A 17,092-nucleotide genomic window follows, 5' to 3' on the forward strand; every position below is an offset into this window, starting at 1 on the left:
ATAGTTGTTATTAAAAAAACATCAATGTGCTGAAGCTCTAACAAAATCATAAAGACAAATAAAAAAAGAAAAAGAAGAACCCCCATTTGCGTACAACCCCCTTTTTTTAAGATATGACATTTTCAAACAAAATCTCTTTAAATAAAAAATCTTTTAGAGTTATAATAGATAACATATAAAAGAAAGATAAAAAAAGTAAATGGGGATTTTAATCATAAAAATAGACAAACTACAACAAAAAATTAAATTATTACAAAACATTATTGAAAAAATTAAAAAAATTGATAAAAAGATTGTTTTTCATTTAGTTAACCAATTCAATCGAACTCTTAATTTAACCACCATTTTAAAAACAATTCAAATTAAAAAAAGTACTTATTATTATTGGTTGAAAGTTAAAAATAAACTCCAAGAAAAAGAAGAAAAAGATCTTTTACAACAAAAACGTATTGAATCTTTATGTAAAATGCATGAATATTTATTTGGCCATAGTAAAATCACTCATTTATATCAAAAAATCTTTAATGAAACCATCAATAAGAAAAAAGTTTATCTCATCATGAAAGAAAAAGGGATTTGTTGTCGTTTAAGAATCAAAAAAAATAAATATCATTATCGTTCTTTAAAGGATAATTTAAACATAGCTCCTAATTTAATTAATCAAGATTTTAAAAGCGCTGAACCAATGCAAAAACTATTTACCGACATCACTTATTTCAAAACTCCCCAAGGTTTTTTATATTTTTCTTGTATTATCGACTCTTTTAACAATCAAATAGTCGCTTCTCATGTTTCTAAGCAACAAAATAAAGATTTAGTTTTAAATACTATCAAAAAAATGCCGAAACCAAAAAAAACTTGTATTATCCACTCAGACCAAGGTTCAGTTTATCAATCTTTAAAAATCCAACATACTTTAACAAAAAAAGGTTTTCTTATTAGTATGTCTCGTAAAGCAACACCTAGAGATAACTCTGTCATTGAAAACTTATTCGGCCAAATGAAAAGTATTCTAGAAAATCGTCATCCTTTTTTATTCCAAAAACCAATGACAAAAATAAAAACTATCATTAACCAATTTCCTAATTTTTGGAATCAAAAATGGTTATTAACTAAATTAAACTATTCATCTCCTTCTCAATATTCTCAAAACTTAAGATAAATTATTTACAAATATCTTTTTAATTAAACCTTTTAAAAAAAGGTATCTTTATTACGCCTTTTTTACAATAAAATGATCTTATTAATAATAAAAATCATTTTCTTTTCATTTTGTATATGAGTTTTTAATTTTTTTTACCTAACTATATAGTGAAGGGTTAAAATATTAGCAAAAATATCTTTTGAAACTAGCAAATTATAAAAAAAATATTAGACACTTTTTTTCGTCTAATGAAAATACTTTGTTAGTTTGAAAAGATATGAAATTATCACTTAATTTTAAGTTTTAAAGAATAATTTTAGAGACAAAAGTTGTCTAAAAAAACGGAACAGCGCACTAGGAGCAAGTCGAACACTAAATTTATATAAATCATTTCTTGATATATAAGGAGTTCATAATTTAGCAGAAGATGACGTTTTAGCTATTGTTTTACCACATGGCGTTTTATTCCACGGTGGTAGCGAACTAGAAATTAGAAAAACTTTAATAGAAAAAAATTATTTAGACACTGTAATCGGTTTACCAGCTAATTTATTTTTCGGAACTTCTATTTCGACGTCTATTTTAGTATTTAAAAAATGCAGTATAAACAAGGGTGGTATTTTATTTATTGACGTTTAAAAAGAATTCAATAAAGAAGGTAAAAAAACGTTTTAACAGAAGAAAATATTAAAAAAATAATCAACATGCACCACACAATCATCATCCCAAAAAAAATGAAAGCTAATTTCCATAAGACACTTTTATACTCTTGATTTTCTTCTTCTATCCAAGCGCTATCCCGTACGCCCTTCTCTTTCTATCCGAGAATAAGCCAATAATTTCATGAAAAAAAGCCTTTTAAAAACATATTTATCTCCTTATTTATTTCTGTTTTTCTAATTTTTTTTCAGTTGATAAAAAAGTATAATGTAAAGTTTTAATTATACAATTTATTATTATTTTATCATATTTCCTGCTGAATTATCATAAATAAACTTTTTTTAGGAAAGAATTAAGCACTCATCTTTAACCCTCAAAAAGACGAACTAGCAAAAAACCCCGTATAAATAAAAAAAGACTTTGATAGTCTTTTTTTTAAGAAGGGGCGAAATTATTCAAGAATTTTAATTACCGAACCTGCTCCAACAGTACGTCCGCCTTCGCGAACAGAAAATTTAGTTCCTTCTTCCATAGCTATTGGATTAATTAAAGTAACTGTAACTTCGGCTAAATCACCAGGCATTACAATTTTAACATCATCTTGTAATTCGATAACACCAGTAACGTCAGTAGTTCTTAAGTAGAATTGAGGACGGTAATTAGTACCGAAAGGAGTAGTTCTTCCGTTTTCTTTAGCTGTAAGAACATAAATTTGCGCTAAGAATTTAGAATGTGGTTTAACGCTGCCAGGCTTAACTAAAACTTGTCCACGTTCTACGTCTTCACGAGAAACACCACGTAACAAAACCCCTACGTTGTCACCAGCTTGCGCTGTGTCTAAAGATTTTCTAAACATTTCTAAACCTGTAACAACAGCTTTTTTAGTTTCTCTAATTCCAACTATTTCTACTTCTTCACCAACTTTCAACATTCCTCTTTCGACACGTCCAGTAGTAACAGTTCCTCTACCTGTAATAGTGAAAACATCTTCTATAGGCATTAAGAAAGGTTTGTTAATTTCACGAACTGGGTCTTCTATGTAAGTATCTAAAAAGTCAAGTAATTCTTGGATTTTCTCTAAATATTTAGGGTCATCTTCAACCGCTTTTAAAGCAGATCCTCTAACGATAGGAACTTCGTCGCCTAAAAAACCATGTTTGTTTAATAATTCTCTAATTTCGATTTCTACTAACTCTAAAAGTTCTTCATCAGCAACAACATCACATTTGTTGATGAAAACTAATAATTTAGGAACACCTACTTGTTTAGCTAATAAGATATGTTCTTCTGTTTGGGGCATAATTCCGTCAACAGCAGAAATTACTAAAATACCAGCATCCATTTGAGCAGCACCAGTAATCATATTTTTAATGTAATCGGCGTGCCCAGGACAATCTACGTGAGCATAGTGTCTTTTTTCTGTTTCGTATTCTACGTGAGAAGTGCTAATAGTGATACCACGTTCTTTTTCTTCAGGCGCTTTATCTATTTGATCGTAACTTTGTTTATTTGCTAATCCTTTTGTAGATAAATAAGAAGTAATTGCAGCTGTTAAAGTAGTTTTACCATGATCAACATGACCAATAGTTCCTACATTAACGTGTGTTTTATTTCTGTTAAAAATTTTAGTAGCCATTTTATTAAGGCCTCCTTTTTGATTTTTTTATTTTTTAATAAATTCACTACGTTCTTTAATAATATTTTCCGTAATACTTTTTGGTGTTTTTTCATATTTAGCAAATTGCATTACGAAATTGGCTCTACCTTGAGTGTTGGAACGCAAATTAGTCGCGTAACCAAACATTTCTGATAAAGGTACCAAAGCTTTAATCGCGATTGTGTTGCCACGGTTTTCTTGCGTTTCTAATCTACCTCTTCTGGAAGTCAAATCGCCAATTACATTACCAACATATTCATTCGGTGTTATGATTTCCACATTCATAATAGGTTCTAAAATAACAAGACCACCATTGTTTTTGGTTTCTCTTAAAGCTATAGAAGCAGCAATTTTAAATGCTATCTCCGATGAATCGACATCATGGTAAGAACCATCTGTTAAAGTTGCTTTAACATCGATGAAAGGATAACCGGCTAAAATACCGCCAGATAAAGATTCTTCTAATCCTTTTTTAACTGAAGGGATATATTCACGTGGAACAGAGCCGCCCACAATTTTATTAACAAACTCAAACCCTTTACCAGGGTTTGGCTCAAAAGTCATACAAACATGTCCATATTGCCCACGTCCGCCAGATTGACGAATGAATTTACCTTCTGTTTGCGTTTCTTTAGTTAAAGTTTCACGATAAGAAACTTGAGGTTGCGCTACATTAGCTTGAATTTTGAATTCTCTTCTTAAACGATCCATAATGATGTCTAAATGAAGCTCACCCATACCAGCAATAATAGTTTGAGCTGTTTCGTGGTTAATATAAACTTTAAAAGTTGGATCTTCTTCTGCTAATTTTCCTAAAGCAAAAACAATTTTATCTTGATCATTTTTAGTTTTTGGTTCAACTGCGATCTCAATAACTGGCTCAGGGAAATTCATTGATTCTAAGATTACAAAATCATTTTCAGCTGTTAAAGTGTGTCCTGTAATAGTATTTTTCAATCCTACTACAGCCACAATATCACCAGCATTAGCTTCTTGAATCTCTTCTCTATCATTAGCGTGCATTTGCAACAAACGTCCTACACGTTCTTTCACGTTTTTCACAGTATTCTTAATATAAGTTCCTGTTTTAACGGTGCCCGAATAGACTCTTAAAAAAGTTAAACGTCCTACAAAAGGATCAGTCATAATTTTAAAAGCTAAAGCTGTGAAAGGTTCGTCATCAGAAGTTTTACGAACTATTTCGTTACCATCAGCATCTTTACCAGTAATAGAAGGAACATCAGACGGAGAAGGTAAATAATCAATAACAGCGTCTAAAGTTTTTAAAATACCTTTATTTTTAAAAGCAGAACCGCATAAAACAGGGAAGAATTTAACATCTAAAGTCGCTTTTCTGATGATTCTTTTTAACATGTCTGTTGTAATTTTTTGTTCATCAAAAAACATTGTCATTAATTCATCATCAAAATCTGCTAAAGTTTCAATTAATTCTTCTCTTTTTAATAAAGCGGTTTCTTTCAAATATTCAGGTATTTCTATTTCTTTAGCGTTTTCTGACGGTGAACCGTCATATTCGAAAGCTTTCATCTCGATTAAATCGATTAAACCGGTGAAATTATTTTCTTTACCGATAGGCCATTGGATAGCACAAGCTTTTACGCCTAAGCGTTTTTTCAAAGTGTCAATAGCGTAAGCATAATCAGCTCCCACTTTATCCATTTTATTAACGAAAATAATTCTTGGCACTTTATATTCAGTCGCTTGGCGCCAAACTGTTTCTGTTTGCGGTTCCACTCCTGCTTGAGCATCAATTACCACTATTGCACCATCTAAAACTCTTAAAGAACGAGAAACTTCCACTGTAAAATCAACGTGTCCCGGAGTATCAATTATTTGAATTTGATGATCTTTCCAAAAAGTTGTTGTAGCAGCAGAGGTAATAGTAATTCCTCTTTCTTGTTCTTGTGCCATCCAGTCCATTTGCGAAGCACCATCGTGTGTTTCGCCTATTTTATGAATCTTACCTGTATGAAATAATATTCTTTCAGTTGTTGTTGTTTTACCAGCATCAATATGAGCCATAATACCGATATTACGAATTTTTTCTAGTTTAAATTGACGTCCCATTAGTATAATTTTCCTTACTTATTCCGATTACCAACGATAATGAGCGAAAGCTTTATTAGCTTCAGCCATACGATGCGTATCTTCTCTTTTTTTCACTGATAAACCAGTGCCAGAAGCGGCTTCAACTATTTCCTTAGCTAGTTTTTCTTCCATAGTTTTTTCACTACGTTTTTGAGCATATTGAATTAACCATCTTAAACCTAAAGATTGACGTCTTTCTGCACGAACCTCTGAAGGAACTTGATAGTTTTGGCTTCCTATTGTACGTGTACGTACTTCTAAAATAGGCATAATATTATTTAAAGCTTCATTGAAAACATCAATCGGTTCTCTCTGAGTCATTTCTTTTACACGATCTAATGCACCGTATAAAATAGATTGAGCTGTTCCTTTTTTACCACTTTTCATAATCGTATTAATAATTTTAGTTACTAATTTAGAATTATAAATTGGATCTGGTGAAACTTCTCTTTTTCGAGCACTTCTTTTACGAGACATATATGTACCTTTATTTCTTTCGTTATTTTTTTATCTGAACATTTTTTTAATCAAAATAATGCTTATTTTTTAGCTACAACTCTTTTAGATCCATATTTAGAACGGCTTTGTTTTCTATTAGCTACACCAGTAGCATCCAAAGCTCCTCTTACAATGTGATAACGTACACCAGGTAAATCTTTCACTCTTCCTCCACGTACTAAAACAGTACTATGTTCTTGTAAAGAATGACCTACTCCAGGAATATAAGCTGTTACCTCAGAACCATTACTTAAACGTACTCTAGCGAACTTTCTTAAAGCGGAGTTAGGTTTTTTTGGCGTCATAGTAGAAACTTTAATACAAACACCTGATTTTTGAGGCGAATTGTAGTTTTTAGTTTTTTTCTTTAAATTATTATAACTAAACCCTAAAGCAGGCGATTTAGATTTAGAAACTTTATCGCTTCTTCTTTTTTTAATTAATTGTGAAACAGTAGGCATCGCGAAATGAATCCCCTTTTTTTATTTTTTTTATAAAGTATAAATATAAGACAACTTATTTTATCTTTTTTTATGATAAAAGTCAATATTTTTTATACTTTATTTTTGAAAAATATACCTTTTTTTATTAAATACTTTCTTCTGGTAATGTTTTTTCCTCTTCAAGAGTTTTTACTTCAAGGTTTTCTTCCAGATTGTCTGACTCAACCTCTAGGTTAACCTCTTGGCGAATTGGGTACTCAAAATAAGATGTTTCCAAAATACCTGTTCCCGCCGGAATCAAACCACCAACGATAACGTTTTCTTTCAGCCCGTATAAATTATCTTTTTGACCTCTAATAGCTGCATCGATTAAAATTTTAGTTGTTTCTTGGAAAGAGGCTGCTGAAAGCAAAGAATCACTTTTCAACGAAGCTCTCGTAATCCCTAATAACACCGGCCGTCCTACGGCTAAAGTTTTGTTTTGTTTAATTATCTCGGCGTTAACTCGTTTGAATTCTTTAATGGAGACTTCTTCTAATCCCGGTAAGAAATGAGTATCACCTTCAGAGATAATTAAGACTTGTTTAAACATTTGGTGAACGATAATCTCAATGTGTTTATCACTAATATTAACACTTTGAGATTGATAAACTTTTTGCACTTCTTCTAAAATGTATTTTTGTGTTTTTTTCACACTACTTACTCTTAACATTTCTCTTAAATCAACCGAACCAGAAGTTAACCTTTGTCCCGCTTCAACATGCATATTTTTCTGCACTATAACATCCACATTACCATCAACAGTGTAAATATATTCTTCGTTCGGATTGTTATCAGGAACAATAATAATTTCGTAAGAATAAGAAGTAATGTTTTTCACGTCTCTAACCATACCGTCGTATTCACTAATAATAGCTTTGCCTTTTGGCTTTCTCGCTTCAAATAATTCTTGAATTCTCGGCAAACCTTGCGTAATATCTGCTACCGAAAGAACTCCACCAGTATGGAAGGTCCTCATCGTTAACTGCGTACCTGGTTCGCCAATAGATTGAGCCGCTACTACACCAACTGCTTCACCTATTTCTACACTTTTATTAGTCGCTAAATTTAAACCATAACATTTAGTGCAAATACCGTATTCACAATTACACGTTAGAACGCTTCTGATTTTAACTTTAGTGATATTAGCTTCTAAAATAACTTTAATGATTTCTCTTGTGATAATTTTGTTTTTAGCTAAAATAACTTCTTGTGTTTCTGGATGAATAATATCTTCTGAAGTAAAACGGCCAAAAATTCTTTCTGGTAAAGAAATGATTTCTTTTTCGTCTCTTGTAATAGCTTCTACGCTAAAGCCCTTGTCGCTGCCACAATCTTCTTTGATAATAATGATATCTTGAGCTACATCCACCAATCTTCTAGTTAAATAACCGGATTCAGCTGTTTTTAAAGCTGTATCAGTCGAAACTTTACGAGCTCCGTGAGTAGAAATAAAGAATTCATGCACTGTTAACCCTTCTTTGAAAGAACTTTTAACAGGAATTTCTAATACTTCTCCTTTTGGACTATTCATTAATCCTCTCATCCCAGATAACTGAGAGAAGTTAGAAGCATTACCACGAGCTCCACTATCGCTAATCATGTATAAATGATTATCTTGGTGGAATTCTTGCATTAACCCTTCTTGGATCACGTCACGAACATTTTTCCATTCTTGAATTACTAAGCCTTTTTTTTCTGAAACAGTCAAGAAACCTTTATCATAAAATTTTTCTATTTCTAAAATTTTATTTTCTACTTGGCCGATTAAAGCCTCTTTTTCAGAATAAACGTTAATATCTGAATGAGAAATAGTAATCCCTCCCATTGTAGAGTATTTAAAACCTAAGTTTTTAATATCATCTAACATTTTGGAAGTTTCGGTAATATTACTTTTCTTAAATACTTGGTCAATTACCATAGAAAGGAATTTTTTTTTGAAAGGTTCAGGTGGTTTAATATTAGTTAAATAATCGGAAGGATTAACACCTCTAGGAATGAAATAAACATCTGGCGTTCTTACTTCTAAATTGTATAAAGAAGGTTCTTGAACATAGGGAAAATCATTAGGTAAAATATTGTTAAAAATCATTTTCCCTAAAGTTGTAACCAAATACTTGTCTTTTTGCGTTTCGGAGAAATAAGAGTCAATATTAGATGTTTTTACTAAAATTCTTGTATGTAAAGAAATTACTTTATTATGGAAAGCCAATTCAGCTTCTTTTAAATCATAAAATAATTTTCCTTCATTACGGTGTTTTAATTGATGTTCTTCATTCAGTTTTTCAGGATTAACACCTTTTACTGTACGATTTTTAACCTCTTCAATAGTTAAATAATAATTGCCTAAAACCATATCTTGAGAAGGAGATAAAACTGGGCTACCGTTTTTAGGGTCTAAAATATTATTAGACACTAACATTAATAAACGTGCTTCAGCTTGAGCTTCTAAAGAAAGAGGAACATAAACTGCCATTTGATCGCCATCAAAATCCGCATTAAAAGCTGGCGTTACTAAAGGATGTAATCTAATTGCTTTACCATCGATTAACTTCGGTTCAAAAGCTTGTATTCCTAAACGGTGTAAAGTTGGAGCTCTGTTTAATAAAACCGGATGTTCTTTAACAACTTCTTCTAAAACGCTCCAAACATATTCATTCATTTTTTCATACAACAAATTAGCGCTTTTTTTATCAACTCCTTTAGCTTCTTGCAATTTGTTTAAAATAAAAGGTTTAAATAAAATGACTGCCATTTGTCTCGGAATACCACATTGGTGGATTTTTAAATCAGGACCAACAATAATAACTGAACGACCTGAATAATCCACTCTTTTTCCTAAAAGATTTTGACGGAAACGCCCTTGTTTCCCTCTCAACATTTCGGATAAAGATTTCAAATGACGGTTTCTCTCCACATTAGAAGTATTTTTTTTACTTACTTTTACATTATCAAACAAAGCATCAACCGCTTCTTGAAGTAGTCTTTTTTCGTTTTTAATAATTAATCTTGGCGCTTTTTGAATAATTTGTTTTTTCAAACGATTATTACGGTTTAAAATTCTTCTGTATAAATCATTAGTATCGGTCGTTGCAAAACGTCCACCATCTAAAGGAACAATAGGTCTTAAATCAGAAGGCAGAACAGGAATAACATCCATTACCATCCATTCTGGTTTATTATCAGATTTACTGAAAGATTCGATAATTTCTAATCTTTTAATAATTACATCTCTTTTTTGTTTAGAGACTTGTTTCAACATTTTTCTTAATTCTGCAACACTTTCCTCTAAATCAAGTTCTTCTAATAATTTTTTAATCGCTTCTGCCCCGGTTAAAGCGGTAAATCCATTACCAAACAGTTCTAAATATTGGCTATATTGTAATTCTGTAATAATTTGTCTTTTTTCTAAATTAGTTTTACCTGGATCAAGAACGATATAAGAAACATAATAAACGATTTCGGATAATTCTTTAGCTTTAATACCTAATAAAATCGCTAATCTACTTGGCAAACTATTAACATACCAAGTATGAACGATAGGAGCTGCTAATTCAATATGTCCCATTCTTTCACGTCTTACTTTTTGTTCGGTAATTTCAATACCACAACGTGAACAAATTTGACCTTTTTTTAAGGTTTGTTTTTTGGCACAAGCGCATTGTAAATCTTTTACAGGACCAAAGATTTTCGGACAAAATAAGCCACCGAATTCCGGTTTAGCCGTACGATAATTAATAGTTTCGTAATTAACAATTTCTCCATAAGACCATTGTCTAATTTCATGAGGAGAAGCTAAACGAATTTTAAAATATTCGTATTCTCTACTGCCGTATTCTTTTTGTGATTTAAAGTCAGTTTGATCTTCTACACTAAAAGTAACCGAAGAAGAGCTTTTAGAACCAGAAGAGACCACATCTGTTAAAGCGGTTTCTTCATTTAAAAAAGGATTGAAATTTTCATCTAATTCTTTTTTGATATTTAGTTCGTAATCTTCTTCCTCTTCTAAATCATCTTCACTAAAATCAATATCTTCTAAATCATCATCTTCATCATCGTTAAAATCATCATTATATAAACTAAACACTAACTCAATTTCTTCTAAACAAGCCTGTTTGTCTTGAAATAACTGCAATAACATGGATTTATTAGTTTGAATTAAAGAACGACAATCCATAATTTTATTACTATGTAAAACTTCAATAATATCTGGATTTAAATTTAAATTTTCTAAAGATTCAGGCAAATAGTGCTCTTTTAAAATTAATATCGTTTCAAATAAAAATTCTTGTGGCAATAAAGTGTGGAGGTCTTTTAAAGTGTAATTGTTAAAATCAGATAACGAAGTAACACCGATTAATTTTAACGCTTCAATAGTTTTTTTCGAAAGAGAAAGTTCTTCAATTTTAACATTTAAATTTATCATTGATATTTTTTTCCTTACTATTATTAACTAAAGAATGATTAACTTTGTTCTCTTTAGTGTCAGATTTAATTAATTCCACATGCAAACCTAAAGATTGTAATTCTTTTGAAAAAACTCTAAAACTTTCAGGAATAGAAGGTTTTGGCAGCGGTAATCCGTTGGTAATAGAATTATAGGTTTTATTACGTCCGATAATATCATCACTTTTCACAGTTAAAATTTCTTGTAAAGTGTGAGCAGCACCATAAGCATATAAACTCCAAACCTCCATCTCGCCAAACCTTTGTCCTCCGTTTTGGGCTTTGCCGCCCATAGGTTGTTGAGTTATCAAAGTATAAGGTCCTACGTTTCGAGCATGCAGTTTATCATCGATCATATGAGATAACTTAATCATATATAATGATCCTACAGACACAGGATTATCATAAGGTTCTCCTGTTCTTCCGTCGTATAAAGTCATTTTACCATCAGGCGATAAATTAGCTTCTTCCATGATATTTTGTAAATCTTGGTTATTAACGCCATCAAAAATAGGTGTTACTACTTTAATGTTTAATTTTTTAGCTGCCATACCTAAATGCATCTCTAAAATTTGCCCAATATTCATACGACTTGGCACGCCTAAAGGATTTAAAATAATATCAATCGGAGTACCGTCGGCCATATAAGGAAGATCTTCTTTAGGTAAAATCAAGGAAATTACCCCTTTATTTCCGTGTAATCCCGCCATTTTATCACCGACATTGATTTTTCTTTTTTTAGCAATAAAAATACGGACAATTTCGTTCACACCTGGTTTGGCAATAGGATCGCCATTTTTAATAGAAAAATATTGTACACTTTGAACAATACCGCCATCTCCACAAGGATATCTTAAAGAAGCATCTTTGTAATCACGTGCTTTTTCTCCAATAACCGTTTGAATTAATTTTTCGTAAGGCGTCGGTTCAAAAATTCCTTGAGGAATTATTTTACCTACTAAAATATCGCCCTCTTTCACTTCAGAACCAGGAATAATAATTCCTCTTTCGTCTAAATTTTTAACCGCTTCAGCGCTAACGTTGGGCACTTCACGAGTGATTTCTTCTTTACCAGAACCTTTTTTCAATTCTCTAGTTTGAATTTCGTATTTGTTAATATGAATAGAAGTATAAACATCGTTTTGCACTAAATTTTCAGACATAATAATTGCATCTTCATAATTATAACCGTGCCACGTCATGAAAGCTACCGTTACATTTCTACCTAAAGCTAATTCACCTTGGTAAGTTGAAGGACCATCTACGATAAGATTGCCTTTTTTAATATATTCGCCTCTAACCACGATAGGTTTATGTAAAATTAAAGTATCTTGGTTGGATTTAACAAAAGTCGTTAATTCATAAGAACGTTCTTGTCCTGATTCTTCTTTAATCACTATTTTTTTAGCATCAACGTATTTCACAATACCACTTTCTTCAGCCACAATTAAGCAACCTGAATCTTTGGCGATTCTGTATTCAATGCCAGTAGCAACAATCGGAGATCTAGGAATTAATAAAGGTAACGCTTGGCGTTGCATGTTAGCGCCCATCAAAGCTCTAGAAGCATCATCATGTTCTAAAAAAGGAATAGAAGAAGTTGCTACAGAAACTATTTGTTTCGGAGAAACATCCATATAAGTAATCTTATTAGCATCAAATAATCCTGTTTCACCGTTTCTTCTTGCGATCGCTTTTAAAGTTTTAAAATTGTTATTTTCATCTAAAGGTGTAGAAGCTGAAGCAATGATTTGCTCTTCCTCTTGAATAGCTGTTAAATAATCGTATTCTTGAGTTACGTGAGAAACACCGTTTTCATGCTTAACTCTAAAGAAAGGAGTTTTAATAAAACCGTATTTATCTACTTGGGCGTAAGTTGATAAAGAAGAAATTAAACCGATAGAAGGCCCCTCAGGAGTTTCAATCGGACATAAACGTCCGTAATAAGAGTTATGAACATCCCTTACTTCAACCCCAGCGCGGTCACGATCTATACCGTCCGTTCCTAAAGCAGAAATTCTTCTTTTTTGGGTTAACTCGGCTAAAGGATTAATTTGATCCATAAAGTGAGATAAACGCGAACTACCAAAAAAAGTTTTTAAAACAATAGAAAGCGAAGAAAAGTTAACTAACCCTCCAGGAGCGATAGATTCGAATTTACTAATTGACATACGGTCTTTAATGTTTTTTTCTGATCTAGTCAAGCCAATACGGAATTGATTTTTTAACAATTCATCTATTAATCTTAATCTTCTGTTTCCTAAATAATCGATATCATCAACATGTCCGATATTCATATACAAGTTTAAGTAATAACTAATGCTAGCGATAATATCAGATAAAACGATGTTTTCTGATCTTTCTTCTTGGTTATTGCCAATTATTTTCACAAAAGTTTTGTTTTCTTTGTCGTCTAAAAAATAAACTTCTAAAACTTCGTTAAAAACTTTTTTAACGTCGTTTTCTTTTTTTTCAACGTTTTGACCTTCTAAAAAGAATTTAACTATTTTTTCATCAATCGTTTCTTTATTCGCTTCTATAATAGCGATAAATTCCTCATTTAATATAGAATCAGCTTCAATTAATATTTCACCTGTCTGGAAATTAGAAATATTATCTTTAACATATAAGTTGTCATCCGTTTCGCTTTTTCTATAAGTCATGGCGGATTCGTTAGTCATTTCGTTTTCTAAATGATATTCAGAATTAACCAATTCCTTACGTAAATATTGACGTTTTTGTCTTAATTGTTCGATGATATCACGCGTTAAAAGAGTGCCTGTAGGAAATAAAATCTCATTAGTATCTATATCTTTTAAATCTTTTGCTAAAAAAGTGTTTTCTACTCTATTTAGAACATCTAATTTTTTATTGATTTTATATCTACCTACAGAAGATAGATCGTATTTTTTACGATCGAATAAACGCGTTCTAACGAACTCTCTCGCTGCATTGGCAGGCACTTTTTCCCCTTGATGTAATTTTGAATAAAGTTCCACGATAGCATCACTAGAATTAGATTCTTCGTCTTTTTGAAAACTTAAATCCAATAATTCGTTTTTTCCAAAAACATTTTCAATTTCTTCTCTCGAATTAAATCCTAAAGTATGAATGAATTTAGTTAAAGGTATTTTTTTAGAACGATCTAATTTAGCATATAAAAAATCTTTATTACTTTGTTCGAATTCTATCCAAGCTCCCCTAGTAGGGATGATTTGACCTAAAAAAAGCATTTTATTCGTTTTATTGTCAAATTTTTGAGAAAAATAAGCCCCAGAAGAACGAATGATTTGCGCCACAACAACTCTTTCAGTCCCGTTGATAACAAAAGTTCCTGAAGGAGTGATTAAAGGCAAATCAGTCATTAAGATACGTGATCTTTTCACTTCTTTAGTTAAAACATTTTCTAATTTAACGTGGACGAACAATTCAGATGAATAAGTGAAATCTCTGTTTTTAGATTCTTTAATATCGAATTTTGGCTTTTCTAAAAAAAAATCTTCAAAATGTAATTTTAAATCACCATTATAACTTTCGATGGGAAAAATATCTTCTAAAGCCGATTTAATACCTGATTCTAAGAATTTTTTAAATGAATTCTTTTGAATTTCTATTAAATTAGGCAAAGGAAAGTCATATTTCATTTTCGAATAGTTGCGTCGTTCTACTTTATTACCATATTTAACGTTGTGATATCTGCTCATTTTTTACTCCAATACATCATTTATTCATTTTTCGAAAGAAAATAGATAAAATCAAATCCTTAAAATAATCCTTTTATCTGATAAAAAAAATATAAGTCAAAAGACAATAAAAAACCTAAGATTTTTTTCTCAGGTTTTTTACTAATAATATTTTTTAACGAATATTATTTTAATTCTACTTTAGCGCCCAATTCTTCTAATTTAGTTTTAATCTCTTCCGCTTCATCTTTGCTAACACTTTCTTTAACAACAGCATCAGGTGTTTCAGTTAATTTTTTAGCTTCTGCTAATCCTAAACTTGTAATTTCACGGATAGCTTTAATAACAGCTAATTTGCTAGAACCAAAGTTTTTCAAAATAACTTGGAATTCTGTTTGTTCTTCGACTGCAGCAGCCGAGTCAGCACCATTACCAGCTACAACTAATGAAGCAGAAGGATCAATTCCGAACTCTTCTTTTAATCCATCTACTAATTCTTTAATTTCTAATAAAGACATCCCTTTTAAAGATTCAATAAAAACCTCTTTAGTTAATTTAGCCATTTGTTTGATTCCTCTCTTTTGTTATCATTTTAACAATTTTATATTTATTATTCTTTTTTAGATAAAATATCTAATCCAACGGATAATTCTTTTAAAGGCATTAACATACCTGAAGCTAACATAGTTAACAATGCTTCTCTTGAAGGCAAAGTAGCTAACTCATGCATCATTTCGACTGAATATATTTTATTTTCAACAAGTCCAGAAGAAATTTTAACAAATTTATTTGTTTTAGAAAAATCATATAAAACCTTTAACGGTGAAATTAAGTCATCTTCGCTAAATAATAAAGCTTTTGAGTTTTTAAAATCAGTTAAATCTTGATGATCAACAGAAGTAAAAGTTCTTTTAATGATGTTATTAGAATATAATTTGATATTGCTTCCAAATTCTCTTAATTGTACTCTTAATTGAGTAAAATCACTCACTTTAAGACCTTTATATTCAAATAAAACCACTAATTTAGATTTATTTATTTTTTCCGTTAAAGCGTTAACGTTTTCTATTTTATGTTCGATAACAGGTCTTAACATATCTTTTTTCATCCCTTTCTATTTATTTGTATATATCGTAGACTACAAATATTTTTTCAAAAAAGTTTTTTTAACTCATTAAAGTATGATCAACTCTAACACCAGGAGCCATCGTAGAAGAAAGAGTCATGGATTTGATAAAATTACCTTTTACTGTTTTAGGTCGCACAGAAGTTATATGTTCGTATAAAAACTGAGCGTTTTCCAATAATTGTTCTTTACTAAAAGAAGTTTTTCCTAAAATAGTGTGTAAATTACCATTTTTATCAACTCTATATTCTATTCTCCCTTTTTTAATATCTTTAATCAAAGGAGCTAAGTTGTCTGTAACTGTCCCTAATTTAGGGTTAGGCATTAAACCTTTAGGACCTAAAACACGTCCTAATTTGGACACACTTGGCATCATTTCAGGAGTAGCAATTAAAACATCAAAATCTAACCAATTTTTAGCGATTTTATTCACTAATTCTTGGTCTCCTACTATATCAGCACCAGCTTCTTCAGCTTCTTTAACTTTCATCCCTTTAGCTAGAACAGCTACTTTTAGCTTTTTACCGCTACCATGAGGCAATACTAAAGCACCGCGCATATTTTGTTCTGCTTTTTTAGGGTCAAGGTTTAAAGAAAAAACACATTCAACAGTGGAATCAAATTTAACTAATTGAGTTTGTTGAACTAAATCAACTGCTTGCGAAACTGAATAAGATTTCTTAGAATCTATCATTTGACGCATGGCTAAATATTTCTTACTTCTTTTCATATTTAAAAAACCTGTGTAAAATTTAAAACCTTTCTAGGACGTTATTCAAAATAAAATCATTAAAAATAATTTGTTTTCACTAATAGGGGAAACAAATTATTTTTCAACTACAATACCCATATTAAGCGCAGTACCTTCTATTATTTTACAAGCACTGTCAACTGTATAAGCATTTAAATCAGACATTTTTAATTTAGCGATTTCTTCTATTTGTTGGTATTTAATGGTTGCTACTTTACTTTTGCTAGCATTAGCAGAGCCTTTTTGGATATTAGCAGCTTTTTTTAAAAGATCACTAGCTGGCGGAGTTTTAGTAACAAAAGTGAAACTTCTATCATCGTAAACAGAAATAATCACTGGAATAACAAAACCCATTTGATCTTTAGTTGCTTCGTTAAACTTGGAACAAAAAGACGGAATATTTACTTGAGCCTGACCTAAAGCTGGACCTACTGGCGGAGCTGGATTCGCTTTCCCTGCAGGAATTTGAAGTTTTACAGTTTTTACAACTTTTTTAGCCATTTTATATGTAAGATCGGAAGAGCGTCGTGTAGGGA

At 31.0% G+C, this 17,092-nt stretch carries 12 protein-coding genes; 2 read left to right on the forward strand and 10 right to left on the reverse strand.

Annotated features, from left to right (window positions below; genetic code table 11):
• The first annotated feature begins 199 nt into the window (after positions 1-199).
• Positions 200-1,162 carry an IS3 family transposase gene (locus RI76_RS02300; RefSeq protein ID WP_017192535.1) on the forward strand — a complete coding sequence of 321 codons (963 nt, stop codon included), beginning with the start codon at positions 200-202 and terminating at the stop codon, positions 1,160-1,162.
• Positions 1,163-1,585: 423 nt separating this feature from the next.
• Positions 1,586-1,783, forward strand: a complete 198-nt coding sequence (locus tag RI76_RS03415) for an N-6 DNA methylase (RefSeq protein WP_083857334.1) — start codon at positions 1,586-1,588, stop codon at positions 1,781-1,783.
• A gap of 472 nt (positions 1,784-2,255) precedes the next feature.
• Here RI76_RS03415 and tuf read toward each other — a convergent pair whose 3' ends face one another.
• The 10 genes from tuf to rplK form a co-directional block, all read right to left on the reverse strand.
• Complete coding sequence (gene tuf, locus RI76_RS02305; RefSeq protein WP_017192536.1) at positions 2,256-3,440, reverse strand: elongation factor Tu; 1,185 nt, start codon at positions 3,438-3,440, stop codon at positions 2,256-2,258.
• Positions 3,441-3,467: 27 nt separating this feature from the next.
• Positions 3,468-5,549 (reverse strand): elongation factor G, encoded by a 2,082-nt coding sequence (gene fusA, locus RI76_RS02310; RefSeq protein ID WP_017192537.1) that lies wholly within the window; start codon positions 5,547-5,549, stop codon positions 3,468-3,470.
• Between the two features lie 27 nt (positions 5,550-5,576).
• Positions 5,577-6,047 (reverse strand): 30S ribosomal protein S7, encoded by a 471-nt coding sequence (gene rpsG / locus RI76_RS02315; protein WP_017192538.1) that lies wholly within the window; start codon positions 6,045-6,047, stop codon positions 5,577-5,579.
• A 62-nt stretch (positions 6,048-6,109) separates the two neighbouring features.
• A complete protein-coding gene (gene rpsL / locus RI76_RS02320) occupies positions 6,110-6,529 on the reverse strand; it encodes a 30S ribosomal protein S12 (RefSeq protein WP_017192539.1) in 420 nt (139 codons plus the stop codon).
• 127 nt (positions 6,530-6,656) lie between these two features.
• Positions 6,657-10,976 (reverse strand): DNA-directed RNA polymerase subunit beta', encoded by a 4,320-nt coding sequence (gene rpoC / locus RI76_RS02325; protein WP_017192540.1) that lies wholly within the window; start codon positions 10,974-10,976, stop codon positions 6,657-6,659.
• On the reverse strand, positions 10,957-14,700 hold the full coding sequence (locus tag RI76_RS02330) for a DNA-directed RNA polymerase subunit beta (RefSeq protein WP_026072057.1): 3,744 nt from the start codon (positions 14,698-14,700) through the stop codon (positions 10,957-10,959). The genes rpoC and RI76_RS02330 overlap by 20 nt, the downstream gene beginning before the upstream one ends.
• 164 nt (positions 14,701-14,864) lie before the next feature.
• Positions 14,865-15,242 (reverse strand): 50S ribosomal protein L7/L12, encoded by a 378-nt coding sequence (gene rplL, locus RI76_RS02335; RefSeq protein ID WP_017192542.1) that lies wholly within the window; start codon positions 15,240-15,242, stop codon positions 14,865-14,867.
• 47 nt (positions 15,243-15,289) lie between these two features.
• Positions 15,290-15,787: a 50S ribosomal protein L10 gene (gene rplJ / locus RI76_RS02340; protein WP_017192543.1), complete on the reverse strand. Its 498-nt coding sequence runs from the start codon at positions 15,785-15,787 to the stop codon at positions 15,290-15,292.
• Between the two features lie 58 nt (positions 15,788-15,845).
• Positions 15,846-16,535, reverse strand: a complete 690-nt coding sequence (gene rplA, locus RI76_RS02345; RefSeq protein WP_017192544.1) for a 50S ribosomal protein L1 — start codon at positions 16,533-16,535, stop codon at positions 15,846-15,848.
• Between the two features lie 96 nt (positions 16,536-16,631).
• Positions 16,632-17,057 carry a 50S ribosomal protein L11 gene (rplK, locus tag RI76_RS02350; protein WP_017192545.1) on the reverse strand — a complete coding sequence of 142 codons (426 nt, stop codon included), beginning with the start codon at positions 17,055-17,057 and terminating at the stop codon, positions 16,632-16,634.
• Positions 17,058-17,092 lie beyond the last annotated feature (35 nt).

It is taken from the genome of Milkweed yellows phytoplasma str. MW1 (assembly GCF_000309485.1).
In the GTDB taxonomy this organism is placed as follows: domain Bacteria; phylum Bacillota_I; class Bacilli_A; order Acholeplasmatales; family Acholeplasmataceae; genus Phytoplasma.